At 62.3% G+C, this 22421-nt stretch carries 18 protein-coding genes and 1 riboswitch; of the genes, 7 read left to right on the top strand and 11 right to left on the bottom strand.

What is annotated here, in order from left to right; genetic code table 11:
• Positions 1 to 4: 4 nt before the first annotated feature.
• Complete coding sequence (locus ACYP2A_RS17150) at positions 5 to 1423, top strand: FAD-dependent oxidoreductase (protein WP_459746787.1); 1419 nt, start codon at positions 5 to 7, stop codon at positions 1421 to 1423.
• Positions 1424 to 1546: 123 nt separating this feature from the next.
• Positions 1547 to 2611 (top strand): uroporphyrinogen decarboxylase, encoded by a 1065-nt coding sequence (gene hemE, locus ACYP2A_RS17145; RefSeq protein WP_459746785.1) that lies wholly within the window; start codon positions 1547 to 1549, stop codon positions 2609 to 2611.
• Here the strand turns inward: hemE and eutC are convergent, their stop codons facing one another.
• The 4 genes from eutC to exaC all read right to left on the bottom strand — a co-directional run bounded on the left by eutC (position 2612) and on the right by exaC (position 7914).
• Entirely contained in the window at positions 2612 to 3421 is an 810-nt protein-coding gene (gene eutC, locus ACYP2A_RS17140) for an ethanolamine ammonia-lyase subunit EutC (protein ID WP_459746784.1), read from the bottom strand.
• Between the two features lie 9 nt (positions 3422 to 3430).
• On the bottom strand, positions 3431 to 4825 hold the full coding sequence (locus tag ACYP2A_RS17135) for an ethanolamine ammonia-lyase subunit EutB (protein ID WP_459746782.1): 1395 nt from the start codon (positions 4823 to 4825) through the stop codon (positions 3431 to 3433).
• Between the two features lie 49 nt (positions 4826 to 4874).
• The gene (eat, locus tag ACYP2A_RS17130) at positions 4875 to 6320 is read right to left on the bottom strand and encodes an ethanolamine permease (RefSeq protein WP_459746781.1); all 1446 of its coding nucleotides are present in this window, start codon (positions 6318 to 6320) and stop codon (positions 4875 to 4877) included.
• 73 nt (positions 6321 to 6393) lie between these two features.
• Positions 6394 to 7914: an acetaldehyde dehydrogenase ExaC gene (gene exaC, locus ACYP2A_RS17125; protein ID WP_459746779.1), complete on the bottom strand. Its 1521-nt coding sequence runs from the start codon at positions 7912 to 7914 to the stop codon at positions 6394 to 6396.
• 332 nt (positions 7915 to 8246) lie between these two features.
• Between exaC and qhpR the strand changes: the two genes are divergently transcribed.
• The 3 genes from qhpR (at position 8247) to ACYP2A_RS17110 (ending at position 10738) form a co-directional block, all read left to right on the top strand.
• Positions 8247 to 9335, top strand: coding sequence for an AraC-like transcriptional regulator QhpR (gene qhpR / locus ACYP2A_RS17120; protein ID WP_459746776.1), 1089 nt, complete (start codon positions 8247 to 8249; stop codon positions 9333 to 9335).
• A 249-nt stretch (positions 9336 to 9584) separates the two neighbouring features.
• A complete protein-coding gene (locus ACYP2A_RS17115) occupies positions 9585 to 10133 on the top strand; it encodes a cytochrome b (RefSeq protein WP_459746775.1) in 549 nt (182 codons plus the stop codon).
• A gap of 26 nt (positions 10134 to 10159) precedes the next feature.
• On the top strand, positions 10160 to 10738 hold the full coding sequence (locus ACYP2A_RS17110; protein WP_459746773.1) for a YceI family protein: 579 nt from the start codon (positions 10160 to 10162) through the stop codon (positions 10736 to 10738).
• 57 nt (positions 10739 to 10795) lie between these two features.
• Here the strand turns inward: ACYP2A_RS17110 and ACYP2A_RS17105 are convergent, their stop codons facing one another.
• The 3 genes from ACYP2A_RS17105 to ahcY all read right to left on the bottom strand — a co-directional run bounded on the left by ACYP2A_RS17105 (position 10796) and on the right by ahcY (position 15452).
• Positions 10796 to 12676 carry a DEAD/DEAH box helicase gene (locus ACYP2A_RS17105; protein ID WP_459746772.1) on the bottom strand — a complete coding sequence of 627 codons (1881 nt, stop codon included), beginning with the start codon at positions 12674 to 12676 and terminating at the stop codon, positions 10796 to 10798.
• A 333-nt stretch (positions 12677 to 13009) separates the two neighbouring features.
• Positions 13010 to 13855, bottom strand: coding sequence for a methylenetetrahydrofolate reductase [NAD(P)H] (gene metF, locus ACYP2A_RS17100; protein ID WP_459746771.1), 846 nt, complete (start codon positions 13853 to 13855; stop codon positions 13010 to 13012).
• A gap of 187 nt (positions 13856 to 14042) precedes the next feature.
• Positions 14043 to 15452, bottom strand: coding sequence for an adenosylhomocysteinase (gene ahcY / locus ACYP2A_RS17095; protein ID WP_459746769.1), 1410 nt, complete (start codon positions 15450 to 15452; stop codon positions 14043 to 14045).
• A gap of 24 nt (positions 15453 to 15476) precedes the next feature.
• Positions 15477 to 15589: riboswitch (S-adenosyl-L-homocysteine riboswitch) on the bottom strand.
• Positions 15590 to 15784: 195 nt separating this feature from the next.
• Here ahcY and ACYP2A_RS17090 point away from each other — a divergent pair.
• Both ACYP2A_RS17090 and ACYP2A_RS17085 read left to right on the top strand, forming a co-directional pair.
• The gene (locus tag ACYP2A_RS17090) at positions 15785 to 17632 is read left to right on the top strand and encodes a patatin-like phospholipase family protein (protein WP_459746767.1); all 1848 of its coding nucleotides are present in this window, start codon (positions 15785 to 15787) and stop codon (positions 17630 to 17632) included.
• 73 nt (positions 17633 to 17705) lie between these two features.
• Positions 17706 to 18107: an acyl-CoA thioesterase gene (locus ACYP2A_RS17085; RefSeq protein WP_459746765.1), complete on the top strand. Its 402-nt coding sequence runs from the start codon at positions 17706 to 17708 to the stop codon at positions 18105 to 18107.
• A gap of 30 nt (positions 18108 to 18137) precedes the next feature.
• Here ACYP2A_RS17085 and otnI read toward each other — a convergent pair whose 3' ends face one another.
• From otnI to otnK, 4 genes are all read right to left on the bottom strand, one after another.
• The gene (otnI, locus tag ACYP2A_RS17080; protein WP_459746763.1) at positions 18138 to 18917 is read right to left on the bottom strand and encodes a 2-oxo-tetronate isomerase; all 780 of its coding nucleotides are present in this window, start codon (positions 18915 to 18917) and stop codon (positions 18138 to 18140) included.
• 30 nt (positions 18918 to 18947) lie between these two features.
• Positions 18948 to 20405: a GntT/GntP/DsdX family permease gene (locus ACYP2A_RS17075; RefSeq protein ID WP_459746762.1), complete on the bottom strand. Its 1458-nt coding sequence runs from the start codon at positions 20403 to 20405 to the stop codon at positions 18948 to 18950.
• An 88-nt stretch (positions 20406 to 20493) separates the two neighbouring features.
• Positions 20494 to 21132, bottom strand: coding sequence for a 3-oxo-tetronate 4-phosphate decarboxylase (gene otnC, locus ACYP2A_RS17070; RefSeq protein ID WP_459746761.1), 639 nt, complete (start codon positions 21130 to 21132; stop codon positions 20494 to 20496).
• Positions 21132 to 22418: a 3-oxo-tetronate kinase gene (otnK, locus tag ACYP2A_RS17065; RefSeq protein ID WP_459746760.1), complete on the bottom strand. Its 1287-nt coding sequence runs from the start codon at positions 22416 to 22418 to the stop codon at positions 21132 to 21134. The genes otnC and otnK overlap by 1 nt, the downstream gene beginning before the upstream one ends.
• Positions 22419 to 22421: the final 3 nt, after the last annotated feature.

Here is a 22421-nt window from a genome sequence, read left to right as displayed (position 1 = left end):
AAAAATGGCTGAACGTCTGAGTAACGACTTCCAGTTCCTTGATGTCGGACGTAAAGATCCGAAGAAGAAGCTGCTGCGTCAGCGCAAGAAAGAGTTCGTGGAAATCTACGAACCTTTCAAGCCCCAGCAGTCCGTCGACCAGGCGCACCGTTGCCTGGGTTGCGGCAACCCGTATTGCGAATGGAAGTGCCCGGTGCACAACTTCATTCCCAACTGGCTCAAGCTGGTGTCGGAAGGCAACATCCTGGCCGCCGCCGAGCTGTCGCACCAGACCAACACCCTGCCGGAAGTCTGCGGCCGCGTGTGCCCGCAAGACCGTCTGTGTGAAGGGGCCTGCACCCTGAACGACGGCTTTGGCGCCGTGACCATCGGCTCGGTCGAGAAGTACATCACCGACACCGCCTTCGCCATGGGCTGGCGCCCGGACATGTCGCGCGTGGTGCCGACCGGCAAGCGCGTGGCGATTATCGGTGCCGGTCCTGCGGGCCTGGGCTGCGCCGATGTGCTGGTGCGCAGCGGCGTGACGCCGGTGGTGTTCGACAAGAACCCGGAAATCGGCGGTCTGCTGACCTTCGGCATCCCCGAGTTCAAGCTGGAAAAGAGCGTGCTCAGCCACCGCCGTGAAGTCTTCACCGGTATGGGCATCGAGTTCCGCCTGAACATGGAAGTCGGCAAGGACGTGACCCTCGAGCAGTTGCTCGCCGAATACGATGCCGTGTTCATGGGCATGGGCACTTACACCTACATGAAGGGCGGCTTTGCCGGTGAGGACCTGCCGGGCGTCTACGACGCACTGGATTTCCTGATCGCCAACGTCAACCGCAACCTGGGCTTTGAAAAGGCCCCGGAAGACTTCATCGACATGAAGGGCAAGAAGGTCGTGGTTCTGGGCGGCGGCGACACCGCGATGGACTGCAACCGTACCTCGATCCGCCAGGGCGCCAAGGCCGTGACCTGTGCCTATCGCCGCGACGAAGAAAACATGCCCGGCTCGCGCAAAGAGGTGAAGAACGCCAAGGAAGAAGGCGTGAAATTCCTCTACAACCGCCAGCCAATCGCCATCGTCGGCGAAGACAAGGTCGAAGGCGTCAAAGTCGTCGAAACCCGTCTGGGCGAGCCTGACGCCCGTGGCCGTCGCAGCCCCGAGCCGATTCCGGGTTCCGAAGAGATCATCCCGGCCGATGCTGTGGTCATCGCTTTCGGCTTCCGCCCAAGCCCGGCGCCATGGTTCGAGCAGTTCGACATCCGCACCGACAGCCAGGGCCGCGTCGTGGCGCCTGAACAAGGCAAGTTCAAGCACCAGACCAGCAACCCGAAAATCTTCGCCGGTGGTGACATGGTGCGCGGTTCCGACCTGGTCGTGACCGCCATCTTCGAAGGCCGCAACGCCGCCGAAGGCATCCTCGATTATCTGGGCGTCTGAAGACGCCAGCTACAAGTGGTAAGCATCAAGCTGCAAGCTGGACACGATCCACTTGTAGCTTGGCGCTTGAAGCTTGCAGCTTGAGACTGCTTTAATGCCGGCACTTTTATTGCGGATGCCGACATGACTGCCCTGAAGAACGACCGTTTCCTTCGTGCCCTGCTCAAGCAACCCGTGGATGTGACTCCGGTCTGGATGATGCGCCAGGCCGGTCGCTACCTGCCGGAATACCGCGCCAGCCGTGCCAAGGCCGGCGATTTCATGAGCCTGTGCATGAACCCCGCGTTCGCCTGTGAAGTCACCCTGCAACCGCTTGAGCGTTATCCGCTGGACGCCGCGATCCTGTTCTCCGACATCCTGACCATTCCCGATGCCATGGGCCTGGGCCTGTATTTCGAGACCGGCGAAGGCCCGCGTTTCAAGAAAACCGTCAGCACCCTGGCCGACATCGAAGCCCTGCCGATCCCCGATCCACACAAGGACCTGGGGTATGTGATGGACGCGGTCAGCACCATTCATCGCGAACTCAATGGCCGCGTACCGCTGATCGGTTTCTCCGGCAGCCCGTGGACCCTGGCGACCTACATGGTCGAAGGCGGCTCGTCCAAGGACTTCCGCAAGTCCAAGGCCATGCTCTACGAAAATCCACGCGCCATGCACCTGCTGCTCGACAAGCTGGCGCAGTCGGTCACCGCCTACCTGAACGGCCAGATCCGTGCCGGCGCGCAAGCCGTGCAGATCTTCGACAGCTGGGGCGGCAGCCTTTCGGCGGCGGCGTATCAGGAGTTCTCACTGGCCTATATGCGCAAGATCGTCAGCGGCCTGATTCGCGAACACGATGGCCGTAAAGTCCCGGTCATCCTGTTCACCAAGGGCGGCGGTCTGTGGCTGGAGAGCATTGCCGACGCCGGTGCCGACGCGCTGGGCCTGGACTGGACCTGCGACATCGGCCAGGCCCGCGCCCGGGTCGGTGACAAGGTTGCGCTGCAAGGCAACATGGACCCGACCGTGCTCTACGCCCGTCCCGAAGCCATTCGCCAGGAAGTGGGGCGCATTCTGGCCAGCTACGGCCACGGCACCGGCCACGTGTTCAACCTCGGCCACGGCATCACCCCGGAAGTCGACCCGGCGCATGCCGGCGCTTTCATCAACGCGGTGCATGAGCTGTCGGCTCAATACCACCGCTGATCAACGACCATCGCTGAGCAGAAAATTCCCCGGCCCACTGTTATCCAGCACCGGCACTTCGGCTTCGTCCTTCAGGTCGACGCCGGAGAGCTGGCGGCGGCAGGCTTCGCGCATCAGGTACATCAGGCGGAAGGTCGCCATGTTGTAGCTCAGGCCTTCAAGTCGCACGTTGGAAATGCAGTTGCGGTACGCATCGTTGAGGCCGATTTTAGGCCCGTAGGTGAAGTACAAGCCCAGGCTGTCCGGTGAACTGAGCCCCGGCCTTTCGCCGATCAGGATCACGCTCATCTTCGCCCCCAGCCGTTGTCCGACCTCGTCGGCCACCGCCACCCGGCCCTGTTCGACCAGAGTAATCGGCGCCAGCGACCAGCCGGCTTCGGTGACCTGCTCCAGCAGCTTGTCGAGAAACGCCACGCTGTGGCGGCGCACGGCCAGTGACGACAGCCCGTCGGCAATCACGATGGCCAGGTCATAACCCTTGCCCTGTTGCGCCGCATAGTCATCCAGCGCCTGCGCCGATTCTTCGTTGAGCTTGCGGCCCAGGTCCGGGCGTTGCAGGTAGGTGTGGCGGTCGGGCGCGGCGCTGTGCACCAGCAGCGTGTCGAATTTTCGTTCGTGCAGTTCGTCACGCAGGCCGGCATGGTCGAACGGCAGGTGTACCGCGTCGCGGGCCTGGGCGTGGGCGAACTGAAAATCGAGCTGCGCGGCGGTGGGCAGGCTGGTGCCTGCACGCCCCAGTGCAATGCGTGCAGGCGTCAATTGGCGCAGTTGCTGCCAGGGGTTTTCGGTCGCGGGGGATTGGTCGGTCATGTCCACCTCTTAAGCCAGTTGCGCCAAAGCCTGACGAAATGCCGGCGGCAGTTCGTTACCCATGCGCAGTTGACCGCCTTGCTGCTGGAAGATGCCCATACGCGCCAGCCATTGCTCGAACTCCGGTGCGGCATGCAGGCCCAGCACCTTGCGCGCATACAGCGCATCGTGGAACGAGGTGGTCTGGTAGTTGAGCATCACGTCGTCCGAGCCCGGAATGCCCATGATGAAGTTGATCCCGGCGGCGCCCAGCAGGGTCAGCAGCACGTCCATGTCGTCCTGATCGGCTTCGGCGTGGTTGGTGTAGCAGATATCGCAGCCCATCGGCACACCGAGCAGCTTGCCGCAAAAGTGATCTTCAAGGCCGGCGCGGATGATCTGCTTGCCGTTGTACAGGTACTCGGGGCCGATGAAGCCGACCACGGTGTTGACCAGAAACGGATTGAAATGCCGGGCCACGCCATAGGCGCGGGTTTCACAGGTCTGCTGGTCGACGCCGTGGTGGGCGTTGGCCGACAGGGCGCTGCCCTGGCCGGTTTCGAAGTACATCAGGTTGTTGCCCAGTGTGCCGCGCTTGAGGCTCAGCCCGGCTTCATAGCCTTCCTGCAGCACCTTGAGGCTGACGCCGAAACTGGCGTTGGCGGCCTCGGTGCCGGCAATCGACTGGAACACCAGGTCCAGCGGCGCGCCGCGCTCGATGGCGGCAATGGAGCTGGTGACGTGGGTCAGTACGCACGACTGGGTCGGAATCTGGTAGCGCTGGATGATCGCGTCGAGCATCTCGACCAGCGTGCAGATCGAACTCATGCTGTCGGTGGCCGGGTTGATGCCGATCATGGCGTCGCCGTTGCCGTACAGCAGACCGTCGACGATGCTGGCGGCGATGCCGGCCGGATCGTCGGTGGGGTGGTTGGGCTGCAAGCGGGTCGACATTCGCCCGCGCAAACCTTGAGTGTTGCGAAAACGGGTTTCGACGCGGGTTTTCTGCGCGACCAGCACCAGGTCCTGGATGCGCATGATCTTCGACACGGCGGCGGCCATTTCCGGAGTCAGGCCGGGCGCCAGTGCTTTCAGGCTGGCCTCGGTGGCCTGTTCGCTGAGCAGCCAGTCGCGCAGGCCGCCCACGGTCAGGTGGCTGACCACCGAAAATGCCTCGGCATCGTGGCTGTCGATGATCAACCGGGTGACTTCGTCGCTTTCGTAAGGAATCAGCACTTCCTGCAAGAAGTGCTTGAGCGGCACATTGGCCAGCGCCATTTGGGCAGCGGCGCGCTCGGCATCGCTGCCGGCGGCCACTTCGGCCAGGTAGTCACCGGAGCGCGCCGGGCTGGCCTTGGCCATCAGCTCGCGCAGGCTGTCGAAGCTCCAGGTCATGTGGGCGATGGTGTGGGTAAACCTAGCCATTGATCAGTCTCCTGTCGCGGTCACCCGCAGGGTGGCCGCTAATTGCAGGTCAGCGCAGGGATTGTTCAGCCGCCTGAATGGCCGCGAACTCTTCCTCGGGGGTACCGGACACCAGATGGTGACGGCTGTACAAGGCGAAGTAGGCAATGAACAGAGCGTAGATGACGGCAGCGCCGATCACGACCCGCGTGTCGACCAGAAAACCTGCGACCAGGGCAATCGCCGCCAGCACCAGTGCCACCGCCGAGGTCAGCACGCCGCCGGGTGTACGGTACGGGCGTGGCATGTCCGGGCGACGCACGCGCAGGGTGATGTGCGCGGCCATCATCAGGACATACGACAGCGTGGCGCCGAAGACTGCGACCAGAATCAGCAGATCGCCCTGGCCGCTCAGCGACAGGCCGAAACCGATGATGCCCGGCACAATCAGTGCCATGACCGGTGCCTTGTTACGGTTGGTCAGCGACAGGCCGCGTGGCAGGTAGCCGGCACGCGACAAGGCGAAGATTTGCCGCGAATAGGCGTAGATGATCGAGAAAAAGCTGGCGATCAGGCCGGCCAGACCGACCAGGTTGACGAACTGGCTCATCCAGGTCGAACCGCCGTAGACCTTGACCAGCGACTCGACCAGCGGGTTACCCGAAGCCACCAGCGCCTGGGCACCGGCAGCGCCCGGACCGACCAGCAGGATCAGGCCGGCAAAGGCCAGCAGCACCAGCATCGCGCCAATCAGGCCGCGTGGCAGGTCGCGTTTCGGGTCTTTGGTTTCTTCGGCGGCCAGCGGCACGCCTTCGACGGCCAGGAAGAACCAGATGGCGTACGGCAGCGCCGCCCAGATGCCCATGTAGCCAAACGGCAGGAAGCTGCTGGCGCCGGTGGCTTCGGTGGCCGGAATATCGAACAGGTTGGCGACCTGAAAGTGCGGCACCATCGCCACGATGTACACGCCCAGTGCGATGGCGGCCACGGCGGTGATCACGAACATCAGCTTCAGCGCCTCACCGGCACCGAGAATGTGGATGCCGATGAACACGACGTAGAACACCAGGTAGATGATCCAGCCGCCGATGCCGAACAGCGATTCGCAATAGGCGCCGATAAAGCAGGCAATCGCCGCAGGTGCGATGGCGTATTCGATCAGGATCGCCGTACCGGTCAGAAAGCCGCCCCAAGGCCCGAACGCGGTGCGGGTAAAGCCGTAGCCGCCGCCGGCGGTAGGAATCATCGACGACAGCTCGGCCAGCGAGAAGCACATGCACAGGTACATGGTCGCCATCAGCAAGGTGGCGATGAACATCCCGCCCCAGCCACCTTGCGCCAGGCCGAAGTTCCAGCCGGCGTAGTCACCGGAAATCACGTAGGCCACGCCCAGGCCGATCAGCAATACCCAGCCGGCGGCGCCTTGTTTGAGTTGGCGGCTGGCGAAATACTCGGCGCTGACCGCTTCGGTTTCCACACCCCCTTGAGAGGGTGTGGTGAGTGTCTCTTTGGACATATCTGGGCTCCTTCACGTCCCGCCGCGCGGCAGCGGGTCGTTGCTGTGTTGAGTTGGCTGTCTATGCGGCAGATCAGAAGAAGCCCAACGGGTTGATGTCGTAGCTGATCAGCAGGTTTTTGGTCTGCTGATAGTGGTCGAGCATCATCTTGTGGGTTTCGCGCCCGACCCCGGACTTTTTGTAGCCGCCGAAGGCAGCGTGCGCCGGGTACAGGTGGTAACAGTTGGTCCAGACACGCCCGGCCTTGATCGCCCGGCCCATGCGGTAGGCACGGTTGATGTCGCGGGTCCAGACGCCGGCGCCAAGGCCGAACTCGGTGTCGTTGGCGATTGCCAGGGCTTCGGCTTCGTCCTTGAAGGTGGTCACGCCGACCACCGGGCCGAAGATCTCTTCCTGGAACACGCGCATGTCGTTGGTACCCTTGAGCAGGGTCGGCTGGATGTAGTAACCGCTGGCCAGATCGCCTTCGAGTTGCTCCGAGGCGCCGCCGGTCAGCAGTTGTGCGCCTTCCTGCTGAGCGATGTCGAGATAGCCGAGAATTTTCTCGTATTGCTGCTGCGAGGCCTGGGCGCCGACCATGGTCTCGGTGTCCAGTGGGTTGCCGCGCTTGATGGCCTTGATCTTCTTCATGACCTCGACCATGAACGGCTCGAAGATCGACTCCTGCACCAGCGCCCGCGACGGACAGGTGCACACTTCACCCTGGTTGAAGAACGCCAGCACCAGGCCTTCGGCAGCCTTTTCGATGAAGGCCGGTTCCGCCTGCATGATGTCTTCGAAGAACACGTTCGGCGATTTGCCGCCCAGCTCCACGGTGCTCGGAATGATGTTGGTGGCCGCGCATTTCATGATATGCGAGCCGACCGGCGTCGAGCCGGTAAAGGCGATCTTGGCGATACGCGTGCTGGTGGCCAAGGCTTCACCGGCTTCGCGGCCAAAGCCCTGGACGATATTCAGCACGCCGGGCGGCAGCAGGTCGCCGATCACCTCGGCCAGCAGGGTGATCGACAGCGGTGTCTGTTCGGCCGGTTTGAGCACCACGCAGTTACCGGCGGCGAGTGCCGGCGCCAGCTTCCAGGCGGCCATCAGCAACGGGAAATTCCACGGGATGATCTGCCCGACCACGCCCAGCGGCTCGTGAAAGTGATAGGCAGCAGTGTGTTCGTCGATCTCGGCGCTGCTGCCTTCCTGGGCACGGATGCAGCCGGCGAAGTAACGGAAATGATCGGCGGCCAGCGGCACATCGGCGTTCAGGGTTTCGCGCACGGCCTTGCCGTTGTCCCAGCTTTCGGCGACGGCGAGCAATTCAAGGTTGGCTTCGATGCGGTCGGCGATTTTCAGCAAAATCAGCGAGCGGTTCTGCACCGAGGTCTTGCCCCAGGCCTCGCTGGCAGCATGGGCGGCGTCCAGCGCGCGCTCGATGTCGGCGCTGTCGGAGCGGGGGAATTCACCGATCACTGAGGCATCCACAGGGCTGGTGTTGGTGAAATGCTGGCCGTTGACGGGCCCGACGAATTCACCGCCGATGTAGTTGCCGTAACGCGACTTGAGCGTGACGACGGCGCCTGCAGTACCTGGTTTGGCATAGATCATGAGAATTCTCCGGACGACATTTGTTGTTATTCGAGATGGCCTGGTTAACGTGGCTCATCTTCATCATGAGCGGATTTCATGGGCGCGACTTGACCTTGAGAATGGCTCTTTGTCGTCCAGGGTCAACTCTTTACCGACGACGCGCAGCACTGTCGTATTGAGTCAAATCCGCCGCCCGGCAGCGGTGCAGGTGTTCCCGGATGACCCATTTGGGTGCATTTATCTTCATTCGAGAGGTGTCTTGATCGGCTGAAAGCGTTGCGCCCCGCAGTTATCAGAGTGGGCGGCGTATTTCTTGCTTGCTGACATCAATTGTCACAAAGGAGCCGCCCATGAGCATTCTTCTTGCCCAGCCAGCATTCTCGGCGGGCTCCTCGCTGCTGGCCGGTGCTCAGGCCAATGCCGGCGTACTGGCGGCGGCCGCCAGCGGGCTGTGCGACTTCATCGAAAAGCAGGGCGGCGACCCTGACCGTATTCTCGGCGTGTCCGGTATCGATCCCGAATCGCTGCGCCACCCGACCCTGAGCCTGGCGCTGCCCAATTACTGCCAGGTGCTCGAAGAGGCCTCGCGGCAGTCGGGCTGTGACAATTTCGGCTTGTACTACGGCCAGCAGTTCAAGCCCCAGGCACTGGGGTTGCTCGGCTATATCGGCCTGTGCTCGGCGACTGTCGAACAGGCACTGATCAACTTCGCCCGCGCCTTTCCGCTGCACCAGCGCAACAGCCTGATTCGCCTGGTCGATGCCGGCGACTGCTATCGCTTTGACTATCAGGTGCGCCACGGCGCGATTCTCAGCCGGCGTCAGGATGCCGAGTTGACCCTGGGCATGGCACTCAATCTGGTGCGTCATGTATTGGGCAACCAATGGGCGCCACGGGCGGTGCATTTCGAGCATCCACGGCCCGAGCACTGGCATGAGCACTGCAAAGTCTTCGATGCGCCGGTGTACTTCGAGCAACCGTTCAACTCTCTGCTGATCCCCAAGCGCGGCCTGCAACGCAGCATGCCGCAGAGCGACCCGCTGCTGTTGCTGGTGATGCAGGACTCGCTGAGCCAGCTCAGCCGGCTGAGTGAGAAGGGCGGGCAGGGCACGCTGGACATCGTCGATGAGGTGCGCGAACAGGTACGCCAGCGCCTGCTGGAAGGCGAACCGGTGCTGGAAGACATCGCCGGGCAACTGGGCATGGCCAGCTGGTCGCTGCAACGGCGCTTGCGCGAGCAGAACCTGAGTTTTTCGGCTGTGGTCGACACGTTGCGTTGTGAACTGGCCACTCATTATCTGCGCCAGCAGCAATTGCCGATTTCCAGCCTGGCGCCTTTGCTCGGCTATTCGGAAACCAGCGCCTTCAGCCGCGCCTTCCGCCGCTGGTTCGGGGTCAGCCCCCGGCAATGGCGCCGCGACGGTGATTGCCCGCCCTAGCTACCGTTCATCGGCACTCCAAAGCCGATGGTCTTTAGCTCGTATTCCCCGCGCCGATTTCTGGCGATGCTGCGTTGCGCCCGGTTTACACGTGCGTAACGAACCGGCACAACTCCCTATGGTCTGAAACAAACGCGCTGACAGGCGGTTATCAAGATCGTATTTATCGATATTTCAAAGCAGTTTTTTGCGCTTTTTTTCGATAGATAAATCGCTAGTCTGATCGCACGTCTTACAAGGTACCCGGCAATGCAGTTACGTAATTCACCTTCTCGATACGGTCTGGTCAGCCGCGTGCTGCACTGGGGTGTGGCCTTGACGGTCTTCGGCCTGTTTGGCCTGGGGCTGTGGATGATGGGGCTGGATTACTACGACAGCTGGCGCAAACAAGGCCCTGACCTGCACAAAAGCATTGGCCTTGTGTTATTCGCAGTGATGCTGGCCAGGGTGATCTGGCGCTTTGTCAGCCCGCCGCCACCGCCATTGGCCAGCTACAGTAGATTGACCCGTATCGGCGCGGCCTTCGGTCATCTGTTTCTGTATGTCGCGCTGTTTGCGGTGATGACTGCCGGTTACCTGATTTCCACCGCCGATGGCGTGGGCATTCCGGTATTCGGGCTGTTCGAGGTGCCGGCGCTGATCAGCGGACTGCCGCAGCAGGCCGACACTGCAGGACAAATACATTTTTATCTGGCCTGGACCATCGTGATTTTTGCGGTGCTTCATGGTCTGGCTGCTCTGAAACACCACTTTATTGATCGTGATGTGACCCTCAAGCGCATGCTGGGTCGTAATTGATAGCTCAACCATAAAGGGAATACAGCATGTTGAAGAAGTCTCTCGCCGCACTGGCTCTGGGTACAGCACTGTTCACCGCCGGTCAGGCAATGGCTGCCGACTACGTGATCGACAAGGAAGGCCAGCACGCCTTCATCGATTTCAAGATCAGCCACTTGGGCTACAGCTTCATCCACGGTACCTTCAAGGACTGGGACGGCACGTTCACTTTTGACGCCGCCAAGCCTGAAGCCAGCAAGATCGCCGTCGAGCTGAAAACCGCCAGCCTGTTCACCAACCATGCCGAACGTGACAAGCACATTCAGAGCAAGGATTTCCTGGACACCGGCAAATTCCCTGAAGCCAGGTTCGTCTCTACCAGCGTGAAATCCACCGGCGAGAAAACCGCTGACGTGACCGGCGACCTGACCCTGCACGGCGTCACCAAGCCAGTCGTGATCAAGGCGACCTTCAATGGTGAAGGCAAGGATCCATGGGGCGGCTACCGTGCCGGCTTCAACGGTTCGACCACTTTGAACCTGAACGACTTCGGCATCAAAGGCCCAGGCCCGACGTCGCAGACGCTGGATCTGGATATCTCGCTGGAAGGCGTGCAAAAGAAGTAAGCCTTAGCGCAGATACAAAAACGCCGACCCTTGGGTCGGCGTTTTCGTTAGCGGCTTTTAGCTGTCGCGGTTGCGGGTCAGCAGGGCCGGTTTTTCACCGCGTGGACGGTTTGGCAACTCGTCGAGCAGTTCGGCAGACGGGAAACGATCGATCTTCGATTCCTTGTGCACGATTTTTGGCTGCTGCGGCTGACGCTCCTGTGGACGAACGGCGGGCTCTTCACGGGCCTGACGATCACGTGGGGCGTTGTTGCGTGGGCCGCCGGTACGCGGACCGTTGCTGGTGCGCTTGCCGGCACCGGCGCCAGCACCGGCCGGACGTGGCGAGTTGTTGCGTGGTGCCTGCCCCTGCGGCCGGGCTGCGCCGTTGCCCGGCGACGATGCAGCGCCTGGGCGACGACCACGGCCCTGGGCGTTACCCTTGTAAGGGCTGACGTAGTCGGCGCGGTTGCCGAAGTTGTCGACGTCATCGTCCAGAAACACTTCCGGATCACGGTTGGCCGGTGCGCGCGGGATGGCAGGTGCAGCCGATTGCTGTGGTTGTTGCTGGCTGCGGCCAGTGCCTTCGCGTGGCTTTTTCTCGCGTGGCGGGCGAGCAGGGCGTTCGCCCGGTGCCGCTGCGGCGGCCGGCTTGTCCCTGCCCTTGTCTTTTTCGCGCCCTTTGTCCTTGCCTTTATCGCGACGGCCGCCGCTTCCCTTTTCGCCTTTGTCGGCGCCTTCGGCACGGCCGTTACGGGTATTGCGTTGTGGACGAGGCTCGCGGGTTTCAGGCTTTTCGGCTTCAACCGTGGTGGCGTCGAAACCGGCCAGATCGCCGTCGGCAATCTTCTGTTTGGTCATGCGCTCAATGCTCTTGAGCAGCTTTTCTTCGTCCGGTGCCACCAGCGAGATCGCCTCGCCGGTACGGCCTGCACGGCCGGTACGGCCGATACGGTGCACGTAGTCTTCGTCGACGTTGGGCAGTTCGAAGTTGACCACGTGTGGCAACTGGTCGATGTCCAGGCCGCGAGCGGCGATGTCGGTGGCGACCATGATCCGCACTTCGCCGGCCTTGAAGTCGGCCAGGGCTTTGGTACGGGCGTTCTGGCTTTTATTACCGTGAATCGCGACAGCGCTGAGGCCGTGCTTGTCGAGGTATTCGGCCAGGCGGTTGGCGCCGTGCTTGGTGCGGGTGAAGACCAGTACCTGCTCCCACGCGCCCTGAGTGATCAGGTGGGCGAGCAAGGCCCGCTTGTGGCTGGCGGCCAGGCGGAACACACGCTGTTCGATACGCTCTACCGTGGTGTTCGGTGGCGTGACTTCGATGCGCTCGGGATCATGCAACAGCTTGCCGGCAAGCGCGGTGATGTCGCTGGAGAACGTTGCCGAGAACAGCAGGTTCTGACGCTTGGAAGGCAGGCGTGCGAGGACCTTTTTGACGTCGTGCACAAAGCCCATGTCGAGCATCCGGTCGGCTTCGTCCAGCACCAGGATTTCAACGTGGGACAGATCGACATTGCCTTGGCCGGCAAGGTCGAGCAGGCGGCCCGGGCAGGCGACCAGTACGTCGACGCCTCGGGACAGGGCCTGGATCTGTGGATTCATGCCGACACCGCCGAACACGCAGGCGCTGACGAACTTGAGGTCGCGGGCATACAGCTTGAAGCTGTCGTGCACCTGCGCTGCCAGTTCGCGGGTCGGGGTCAGGACCAGTACGCGCGGCTGGCGCGGGCCGTGACGCTGGGATTTGTCCGGGTGACCGTTGGGGAACAGCCGCTCCAGGATCGGGAGGGCGAAACCACCGGTTTTACCAGTACCTGTCTGCGCCGCAACCATCAGGTCGCGACCTTGCAACACGGCGGGGATAGCCCGCTGTTGCACGGGAGTAGGCTGGGTGTAGCCCGCCGCTTCAACAGCGCGGACTAAAGCCTCGGAGAGACCGAGGGAGGCAAAGGACATGAGAAATCCTGTTCTGGTTGGAGCTTGTGCTCAGGGAAATCGTGCCTGGCGCAATGGCGTTCTGGCTGCTTTGACCTGCGACGGGGTGTGGGTCGCGGTTTTCAGGAGCTCATGAGGAACGCATCGCGTCCGGTGCAGCAGGGTCGGAAATCCATCTCGTGACTGCATCGGCGTGATCGAGATGCCTTTTGCAAGACCCAGCGTCCGGGCGTAAGCCTGGCGGGAAGGCCGGAGTATAACAGAGCCACTACGCTGTGCTGGTTTCCGGCTGCTCAACGGTTTTATCAGGAGTATGGCCCCGAAGCAATGCCTGGGGGCCATCGAACAATGGTCTCAGCGTGGCAGCTTGAGGTTGTTCCAGATTGCCAGGCTCGGTTCAGCCTGGTTCAGGGTGTAGAAGTGCAGCCCCGGCGCGCCGGCTTGCAGCAGGCTTTCGCACATTTCGGTGATGACCTGCTCGCCAAACGCCTGAATGCTTGCACTGTCGTCGCCGTAGGCTTCGAGCTGCTTGCGCACCCAGCGCGGGATTTCCGCACCGCAAGCGTCCGAGAACCGGGCCAGCTTGCTGTAGTTGGTGATCGGCATGATGCCCGGCACGATCGGGATGTTCACGCCCAGCTTCTGCACGCGCTCGACAAAGTAGAAGTAGCTGTCGGCGTTGAAGAAGTATTGGGTGATCGCGCTGTCGGCACCGGCGTTGACCTTGGTCACAAAATGCGCCAGGTCGTCCTCGAAGTTGCGCGCCTGCGGGTGCATCTCCGGGTAGGCCGCCACTTCGATATGAAAGTGATCGCCGGTCTCTTCACGGATGAAACTCACCAGGTCGCTGGCATAACGCAGGTCACCACTGGCCACGCCCATGCCCGAAGGCAGGTCGCCGCGCAGGGCGACAATGCGTTTTACCCCGGCGTCTTTATAGTGGGTCAGCAGCTCACGCAACTCAGTCTTGGTGTCGCCGACGCACGACAGGTGCGGTGCGGCAGCAATCTTCACCTCGTTTTCGAGCTGCAACACGGTGTTGAGCGTGCGATCACGGGTCGACCCCCCGGCACCATAGGTGCAGGAGAAGAAATCGGGGTTGTAGGTTGCCAGTTGGCGGGCAACGTTCAGCAGTTTTTCATGCCCGGCATCGGTCTTGGTAGGAAAGAACTCGAAGCTGTAGCGACGTTCCAGGCTCATAGGGAGCTCCAGCGGCAAGCTTCAAGCCTCAAGCTGCAAGAAGGCAGTGCGCCGACTCTCGCAGCCCAAGGTTCAAAGCGTGTTGCTATTAAAGACGTTAGACGACAAGCGACAAACCAGCCGCAAGCAACACCGCGAACGGCTCTTGCTTGCAGCTTAAAGCTTGCCCCTTGCAGCTGGCCTCACCTTAGTAGCGGTAAGTGTCCGGCTTGAACGGGCCTTCGACGGTCACGCCGATGTAGTCGGCCTGGGTCTTGGTCAGTTTGGTCACGACACCGCCGAAGCCACGTACCATTTCCAGGGCGACTTCTTCGTCCAGCTTCTTGGGCAGCACTTCTACAGTCAGGCGCTCGGCTTGCTGGGCAGGTGCCAGGTCAGCGAACTTCTGCTCGAACAGGAAGATCTGCGCCAGCACCTGGTTGGCGAACGAGCCGTCCATGATGCGGCTTGGGTGGCCAGTGGCGTTGCCCAGGTTCACCAGACGGCCTTCGGCCAGCAGGATCAGGTAGTCATCGTTCTGAGCATCGAACGCGCCGGCACCGGTACGGTGAATCTTGTGTACCTGTGGCTTGACCTCTTCCCATGCCCAGTTCTTGCGCATGAAAGCGGTGTCGATTTCGTTGTCGAAGTGACCGATGTTGCACACCACGGCGCGCTTTTTCAGAGCCTTGAGCATGCCGGCGTCGCAGACATTGACGTTACCGGTGGTGGTCACGATCAGGTCGATCTTGCCCAGCAGGGCAGCGTCGACGCTGGCTTCGGTGCCGTCGTTTTCACCGTTGATGTACGGCGAAACCAGTTCGAAACCGTCCATGCACGCTTGCATGGCGCAGATCGGGTCGACTTCGGTGACCTTGACGATCATGCCTTCCTGACGCAGCGACTGGGCCGAGCCCTTGCCCACGTCACCGTAGCCGATGACCAGCGCCTGCTTGCCCGACAGCAGGTGGTCGGTGCCGCGCTTGATGGCGTCGTTCAGGCTGTGACGGCAGCCGTATTTGTTGTCGTTCTTGCTCTTGGTGACCGAGTCGTTGACGTTGATCGCCGGGATCTTCAGTTCGCCCTTGGCCAGCATCTCTTGCAGACGGTGCACGCCAGTGGTGGTTTCTTCGGTCACGCCGTGGATGCTGGCCAGCATCTGCGGGTATTTGTGGTGCAGGATCTCGGTCAGGTCGCCGCCGTCGTCGAGGATCATGTTGGCATCCCATGGCTGGCCATCCTTGAGGATGGTCTGCTCGATGCACCACAGATACTCTTCTTCGGTCTCGCCTTTCCAGGCGAATACCGGTACGCCGGCTGCGGCGATACCGGCGGCGGCCTGGTCCTGAGTCGAGAAGATGTTGCACGACGACCAGCGTACTTCGGCACCCAGGGCAATCAGGGTTTCGATCAGCACGGCGGTCTGGATGGTCATGTGGATGCAGCCGATGATTTTCGCGCCCTTGAGCGGTTGTTCACCAGCGTACTTGCGGCGCAGACCCATCAGGGCTGGCATTTCGGATTCCGCGATGATGATCTCGCGGCGGCCCCAGGCGGCCAGGGAAATGTCGGCGACCTTGAAGTCGTTGAAATCTGCGGGCGTGTTTGCAGCGCTCATTGAAGAGTCTCCATTCCAAGTAAATGCGAATGGGCGCCGTTGTGCGTTAAAGGCCGGCCGGCTGAAGGATCAGCCTGACAGACAACGCCCCATCCGAGCCTGACAGGGTAAAACCTGCTGCAGCGCCCCTCGGACAGGTGGCGGGAACGGTATCAAGGGTAGATGACCGTTTGAAATCGGGTGGCAGTATAGCTGCGCTGGCGAATGTTCCCAAGGTTTTCTATCGGTTGTGCGTTTGTGGCGTATTCAGCAGAAAAATATTCTTGTACCGCACCCGGCCCTGCAAGGGCGCTTATCCTCGACGCCGAATTAATGCGCGCAAGGAGCAGCACTTGAACAGTCCCTCGAAAGGAATCGAGTCAACGAAGGCAATCGAGCCAGCCCAAATCATCGTCGAGCAGGCGGGCAGCCGCCGTATCACGCTGTCAGAAGGCGACAACGGCATTATCCACCTTGAACTCGATGGCCCGCCGATCCGCAAGCTGATTCTCAGCGGCGGTGGCGCGAAGGGCTTTGCCTATTCGGGGGCGGTGACGGCGCTGGAGCATCTCGGCGTCTTGCCAGGGCTTGAGTCGGTTCACGGATCGTCCGCCGGCGCGATCATGGCGGCGTTGATTGCCGCCGGCATGCCGGCGCCGCAATTCGATGACCTGATCGACAACACCAACCTGCTGGCCCTGCTCGACAGCAGCAATGCCAGCGTCGGCTGGTTGCAACGCGGCCTGGCCGGGCTGGGCGAGCGCGCAGGGCAAGTGGTGCCTGGCACCGCTGGCGGCTTCACCCATTTATTGCTGAGCGTATTGCCGCGCATCCGTTCCGAAGCGTTGCCATTGCAAACGTTGATTCGCAACACGGCCCGCGCTGCGGTACTGGCCCTGATCCACGATGCGCACCCTACCGAGGTGCTGGTCGTGCGCGAGCGTTTGCTGGCCGGTGGTGCGGTGACCTTCGCCGACCTTGCACTGCTCAGCCGGCATATCCCCCGGATCAAACAGCTCAACATCACCGGCACGGCGATGTTTTCAGGCGCCCCGCAACTGGTGGTGTTCGGCGCGGCGCTGACCCCCGACATGGACATCGCCCAGGCCGCGCATGTGTCGGCCTCATTGCCGGTGGTGTTTCGCCAGCCGGGCCAGCAAGGCCTGGATTTCCAGGTGTTCGACGAATTGACCTTCTTCCAGGACGGCGGCGTGCTGCTCAATACGCCGGTGCCGCAACTGCTCGATCCGGGGCTGGCCACCGACCTGCTATCGGGTGCCGACATGCTGATCCTGACCTTCGAAAAAAGTCCGATCGTCAGCAGCCGTGGCGGCTTGAAGGGTTTTCTGAGCGACTGGCTGGCAGACGCCCCGGTGACGGCGCAGCGCGAATTACAAAACCTCGACCTCAAGACCTTTGCCGCGCAAACCGTGGTGGTGCCGTTGCGCACCGAGCGCGGCGACTTCACCGGCGCGTTGAACGGCACGTTGAATTTCACCATGAGCGCGCAGGTCAGGAATCACTTGCAGGACAAGCTGGAACAGGCGGTCAGGGCGCATCTGGCCGAGCGTGCCGAAGGGCGTGAGGCTTATGATTTCGGCTCATTGCACGAGGCGCTGCAAAGCCTGGATGACGACATGCTTGCCAGCGTCGAGCGCGTGCCGGCAGCGGCGCAGATGCGGGCGTGGCGCAACACGGCATACAACCTGTTCGCCCAACTGGAGGCGGCCATTGCCGCGCTTGATCTCGACACTGCATCGGGTGATGTCGACACGGTCCTTGCGGCGCTCGAACGGCACACTACGACGGCGGCTGACAGTCAATGGCTGGTGCTGCAACTGAACCGTTACGAGCGGCCAGCCTTTGCGCGACTGCTCGATACCCGGCGCGTGCAGTCGCCGCTGCTGACGGCGGCGCGGGTGCTCATGCGTCAGCGAGAGATCCGGGTCATTGCTGGCAACATCCGAAAGGCGCTGATCTTTCCTTCCCTGCATCTGCTTTGGCAGACCGAGGCCAATACCGAATTGCTGCTGCGTGCCGATCAACAGTTGTTGCAGGCCAGAACGGCTGGCGAGATCAATCAGGCGCTGGATGCAATCATTGACGGCTATCAGTCGCGCAACCGTTTGCCGGTCACGCTGTGGACATCGCAGACCGTGGAGCAGGCCAGGGCATGGCGAATCGAGGAGGGCGTTGCGTAAAGGCAGGCATGGGCTTGAGCGGCTGGCTCTGCCATGATGCTTGGCATCTTTAGGTCAGATGACAGGAGTTACGATGAATTTTCATACTCGCAAATGGGTGAAGCCCGAAGACCTCAATCCTAACGGCACGCTGTTCGGTGGCAGCCTGCTGCGCTGGATCGATGAAGAGGCGGCGATCTATGCCATCGTCCAGTTGGGCAACCAGCGGGTGGTGACCAAGTACATCTCCGAGATCAACTTCGTCAGCGCCTCGCGCCAGGGCGACATCATCGAGCTGGGCATTACTGCCACCGAGTTCGGCCGTACCTCGATCACCCTGCATTGCCAGGTGCGCAACAAGATCACCCGCAAAAGCATTCTGACCGTCGAGAAGATGGTCTTCGTCAACCTGGGCGACGACGGCCTGCCGGCGCCGCATGGCCGCACTGAAATCCGCTACATCAAGGACCAGTTCGGCCAGCCGGGCGACGAATGACGCAGGCCGCCCGGCCTTGCGCAATGGTTGTTACGCCTTGAGGCGGCGCAGCCATTCCAGGCCTTCGCTGGTGTCGCCTTTCGGACGGTATTCACACCCCACCCAGCCGGTGTAGCCCAACTGGTCGATCACCTCGAACAGGTGCGCATAGTTCAGCTCGCCCAGGTCCGGTTCGTGACGGTCCGGCACGCCGGCGATCTGGATGTGGCCGATGCCGGCGAAGTCGCGGCGCAGTTTGGCGGTCAGGTCGCCTTCGACGATCTGGCAGTGGTACAGGTCGAACTGCACCTTGAGGTTGTCGGCACCGACCTGCTTGACGATGGCCTGTGCCTGGTCCTGACGGTTCAGGAAGAAGCCCGGCATGTCGCGGGTGTTGATCGGCTCGATCAGCACGATAATGCCGAACGGCCTGGCCTGCGCTGCGGCATAGGCCAGGTTTTCCAGATACACCGCCTGGTGATGTTCGCGCAGGCTTTCGTCGGGCAGCAGGCCGGCCATCACGTGGATGCGGTCGTTGCCCAGCACCTGAGCGTACTCCAGCGCCTTGGCCACACCGCTGCGAAACTCTTCTTCACGCCCTGGCAGGCTGGCAATGCCGCGCTCGCCGGCTGCCCAGTCGCCCGGTGGGGCATTGAACAGCGCCTGCACCAGACCGTTGTCGTCCAGGCGCTGCTTGAGCTCCTGCGGACTGTAGTCGTAAGGGAACAGGTACTCGACCGCCGCAAAGCCGTCGGCAGCAGCGGCAGCGAAGCGATCCAGAAAGTCATGCTGTGGGTACAGCATGCTGAGGTTGGCGGCGAAACGAGGCATGTTAACTCCAGTCTTTCAAGCTTCAGGGGGTCAGACGAAAGGCCACATTACCAGGGTCATCAAGAACCCCAGTGTGCCCAGCAGGGTGACCAGTACGGTCCAGGTCCGCAGGCCGTCGGCGACGTTCAGGCCGGCCAGCTTGGTGAACATCCAGTAACCGGCGTCGTTGATGTGCGACATGGCCAGACCGCCACCGCCCATGGCCAGACACAGCAGGGCCAGGTGGTTGGCCGACAGGTCCAGAGTGGCGATCAGCGGGCTGAGGATACCGGCGGTGGTCACCAGTGCGACAGTGGTCGAGCCTTGTACGGCGCGCAGCAGCAGGGTCAGGATAAAGCCCAGTGCCAGAACCGGCAGGCCGGTGTTGCGCAGTGCTTCGGAGACCACAGCACCGATGCCGGTGTCGACCAGGACCTTGCCGAATACGCCACCGGCGCCGGCAATCAGGATGACCATGGCCACGCCCGGCAGGGCCGAGCCGATCACGTCCGACACTTGCGAGCGGCTCCAGCCACGGCGCGAACCGAGCAGCCAGGCGCACAGCAGGGTGTCGATCAGGAGGGCGACCAGCGGCGCGCCGAGTACGGTCAGTACGTCGCGCAGCAGGGTGCCGGCCGGCAGCATGGTGGTGGCCAGCGTACCGAGCAGTATCAACACGATTGGCAGCAGGATCAGGGCAATGATCAGACCGAAGCCCGGTGCAGGCGCTGGCGGCAGGCTCTTGGCCAGGCTGCTGGCGCTGGCTTCGGCACCGAACTCTTTGGCGTCGGACGCTTCACGCACGGTGGAGTAGTCGTTACGTGCCCAGGCTTCCAGGTCGGCGTTGGTGACGTGCGGGCCATAGACTTCGGCGCGGATGTCATCGGTCATCGGGTAGGTCTTGCGGGTCATGCGCCCGGCCACGAAGTAGCCGATTGCGCACAGTACCGCGACCATCGGAATGCCCAGCAGCAATACCCGGCCCAGATCGGCACCCAGTTGGCTGGCAGCGGCCACGGCACCCGGATGTGGCGGCAGGAAGGCATGCACGGCCAGCAAGGCGGCGCACATCGGCAAGGCGAAGATCAGCAGCGGCTTGCGTGCCGCACGGGCCACGCCATAGGCCAGCGGCATCAGAATGATGACCCCGACCTCGAAGAACACCGGGATGCCGACCATGAAACCGGCCACGGTCAGCGCCAGCGGTGTGCGCTTGTTACCAAAGCGCTGGATCAGCGTCTTGGCCAACGCCTCGGCACCGCCAGACAACTCGATGATGCGCCCGATCATCGCGCCCAGGGCAATGATGATCGCGATGTGACCGAGGGTCTTGCCCATGCCGCCTTCGATGGTCGCCACCAGATCGGCAGGCTTAACGCCCGCGACCAGAGCGACGATGATGCTGACCAGCATCAGGGCAACAAAGGGCTGGAATTTGTATTTGAGAACCAGAAACAGCAGCAGGGCAATACCTGCGCCGGCAATCAGCATCAACATTAATGGAGTCATGCTTGCTTCCTGTTTTTATTGTGTTCCGGCAGTGCCGGCGTTGGCACAAGCCGCGGGCGCGGCCTGTTTTGGATTTATCGAGACGCGATTACCACTTGGCCCCGAACGTCTGATGCAGTTCTTCCAGCGCCTGGGCCGACAGCGGCGCAGGCTTGGGGTCGGTCATCAGCCACAGGCGGGCGGTTTCTTCGAGTTCTTCCAGGGCATAGCAGGCCTTGGCCACCGAGCTTTCCCAGACCACCGGGCCCAGGCGCTCGAGCATCACGCCACGCACGCTGTTGGCCAGTTGCGCCACACGCTCGGCCACCAGTGGCGAGCCCGGGCGTTGATAGCCGATCAGCGGGATGTGCCCGACCTTCATGACCTGATAAGGGGTCAGTGGCGGCAGAATGTCGTCTTCACGCCAGACGCCGGCAAGGGTCAGGGCCACCAGATGCGTGGAGTGGGTGTGCACCACGCCGCCGACCTGCGGGTTGCGGTCGTAGACCTGGCGGTGCAGGGCCAGGGTCTTGGACGGCTTGCTGCCCGACACCCATTCGCCTTGCAGGTTGACCTTGGCGATCTCGTCCGGCTGCAGACGGCCCAGGCAGGCGTCGGTCGGCGTGATCAGCCAGCCGTCGTCGAGGCGCGCACTGATGTTGCCGGCGCTGCCGACCGTGTAGCCACGGCCATACAGCGAGCGGCCGGCGTCGCAGATTTCTTCGCGCAGGGCTTGCTCATTAATCATCAGGCTTCTCCTGCCAACTGCTTGAGCGCCTTGGCGAAGAAGTCGCGGGCACCGAAGTTGCCGGACTTGAGCGCCAGGGCCAGCGGTTGTTCACCGTCGCTGACCGTTGCCGGTACGCCCGGATCGATCTGTGCGCCGATTTTCAGCAGTTGCACGCCGAGCGCCTGAACCACGGCACCGGAGGTTTCACCACCGGCGACCACAAAGCGGCGTACGCCAGCGTCCAGCAGGCCTTTGGCAATCTGCCCCAGTGCTTCTTCGACCATCGCACCGGAGCGCTCGACGCCAAGCTTCTGCTGCACAACTTTGACTTCGTCAGGGGTGCTGGTGGCATAGATCAGCACGGTCTGGCCGGCATCGCGGGCAAAAGCGATGGCCTGCTCGACCACAGGCTTGCCGTCGGCCAGTTCCAGCGGGTTGATGCGCAGGGCCGGGCGACCGGCTTGCAGCCAGACCGCGACCTGGCCATTGGTAGCCACCGAAGCGCTGCCGGCCAGGACCACTTCGCCGCCAGCGATGTCGATCTTTTGCGCGGCATCGAGCGCACGCAGTTTGCCGGCCTTGCGGAAGTTCTCCGGCAGGCCCAGCGCCAGGCCTGAACCGCCGGTCAGCAGCGCAAGATCGGCACAGGCTTCGCCCAGCACATACAGGTCGGCGTCCGACACGGCATCGGCAATGGCCATGCTCACGCCTTCGGCGCGCAGCTCATTGATGCGTGCGCGTACCGCTTCAGGGCCTTTGGCCACGGTGTCGTAACGCAGCAGGCCGACCTTGGCCCTGGTCTGCGCTTGCAGCACGCGCACCAGGTTGGCGTCGGTCATGGGCGTCAGCGGGTGGTTCTGCATGCCCGATTCGTTCAGCAACTGGTCCTGCACGAACAAATGGCCACGGAAGATCGTGCGGCCGTTTTCCGGGAAGGCCGGGCAGGCCACGGTGAAGTCGCTGCCCAGTTGCGCCAGCAAGGCGTCGCTGACCTGGCCGATATTGCCGGCTGCGGTCGAGTCGAAGGTCGAGCAGTATTTGAAGAAAATCTGCTCGCAGCCACGGTCGCGCAGCCATTGCAGGGCCGCCAGCGACTCCTCGACAGCGTCTGCCGAGGGCGTGGTGCGCGATTTCAAGGCGATGACGATGGCGTCGGCGTCCAGGCCAGCGGCTAGCTCGGCCGATGGAATACCAATGCTTTGTACCGTGCGCATGCCGCCGCGCACCAGCATGTTGGCAAGGTCCGTGGCGCCGGTGAAGTCGTCGGCGATGCAGCCCAGCAGCGGGCGGGAATTAACGCTCATCGC

It is taken from the genome of Pseudomonas sp. 3A(2025) (assembly GCF_054589175.1).
This window is presented reverse-complemented; position numbering and strand designations above follow the sequence as displayed.

Bases quoted from the DNA above. Each gene is read 5' to 3' on its own strand.
- otnK (WP_459746760.1), bottom strand. From the start codon at position 22,418: ATGAGCGTTAATTCCCGCCCGCTGCTGGGCTGCATCGCCGACGACTTC.
- eutC (WP_459746784.1), bottom strand. From the start codon at position 3,421: ATGACCGACCAATCCCCCGCGACCGAAAACCCCTGGCAGCAACTGCGC.
- ACYP2A_RS17105 (WP_459746772.1), bottom strand. From the start codon at position 12,676: ATGTCCTTTGCCTCCCTCGGTCTCTCCGAGGCTTTAGTCCGCGCTGTT.
- eat (WP_459746781.1), bottom strand. From the start codon at position 6,320: ATGTCCAAAGAGACACTCACCACACCCTCTCAAGGGGGTGTGGAAACC.
- metF (WP_459746771.1), bottom strand. From the start codon at position 13,855: ATGAGCCTGGAACGTCGCTACAGCTTCGAGTTCTTTCCTACCAAGACC.
- ACYP2A_RS17085 (WP_459746765.1), top strand. From the start codon at position 17,706: ATGAATTTTCATACTCGCAAATGGGTGAAGCCCGAAGACCTCAATCCT.
- ACYP2A_RS17110 (WP_459746773.1), top strand. From the start codon at position 10,160: ATGTTGAAGAAGTCTCTCGCCGCACTGGCTCTGGGTACAGCACTGTTC.
- ACYP2A_RS17075 (WP_459746762.1), bottom strand. From the start codon at position 20,405: ATGACTCCATTAATGTTGATGCTGATTGCCGGCGCAGGTATTGCCCTG.
- ACYP2A_RS17150 (WP_459746787.1), top strand. From the start codon at position 5: ATGGCTGAACGTCTGAGTAACGACTTCCAGTTCCTTGATGTCGGACGT.
- ahcY (WP_459746769.1), bottom strand. From the start codon at position 15,452: ATGAGCGCTGCAAACACGCCCGCAGATTTCAACGACTTCAAGGTCGCC.
- otnC (WP_459746761.1), bottom strand. From the start codon at position 21,132: ATGATTAATGAGCAAGCCCTGCGCGAAGAAATCTGCGACGCCGGCCGC.
- exaC (WP_459746779.1), bottom strand. From the start codon at position 7,914: ATGATCTATGCCAAACCAGGTACTGCAGGCGCCGTCGTCACGCTCAAG.
- ACYP2A_RS17135 (WP_459746782.1), bottom strand. From the start codon at position 4,825: ATGGCTAGGTTTACCCACACCATCGCCCACATGACCTGGAGCTTCGAC.
- otnI (WP_459746763.1), bottom strand. From the start codon at position 18,917: ATGCCTCGTTTCGCCGCCAACCTCAGCATGCTGTACCCACAGCATGAC.
- ACYP2A_RS17115 (WP_459746775.1), top strand. From the start codon at position 9,585: ATGCAGTTACGTAATTCACCTTCTCGATACGGTCTGGTCAGCCGCGTG.
- hemE (WP_459746785.1), top strand. From the start codon at position 1,547: ATGACTGCCCTGAAGAACGACCGTTTCCTTCGTGCCCTGCTCAAGCAA.
- qhpR (WP_459746776.1), top strand. From the start codon at position 8,247: ATGAGCATTCTTCTTGCCCAGCCAGCATTCTCGGCGGGCTCCTCGCTG.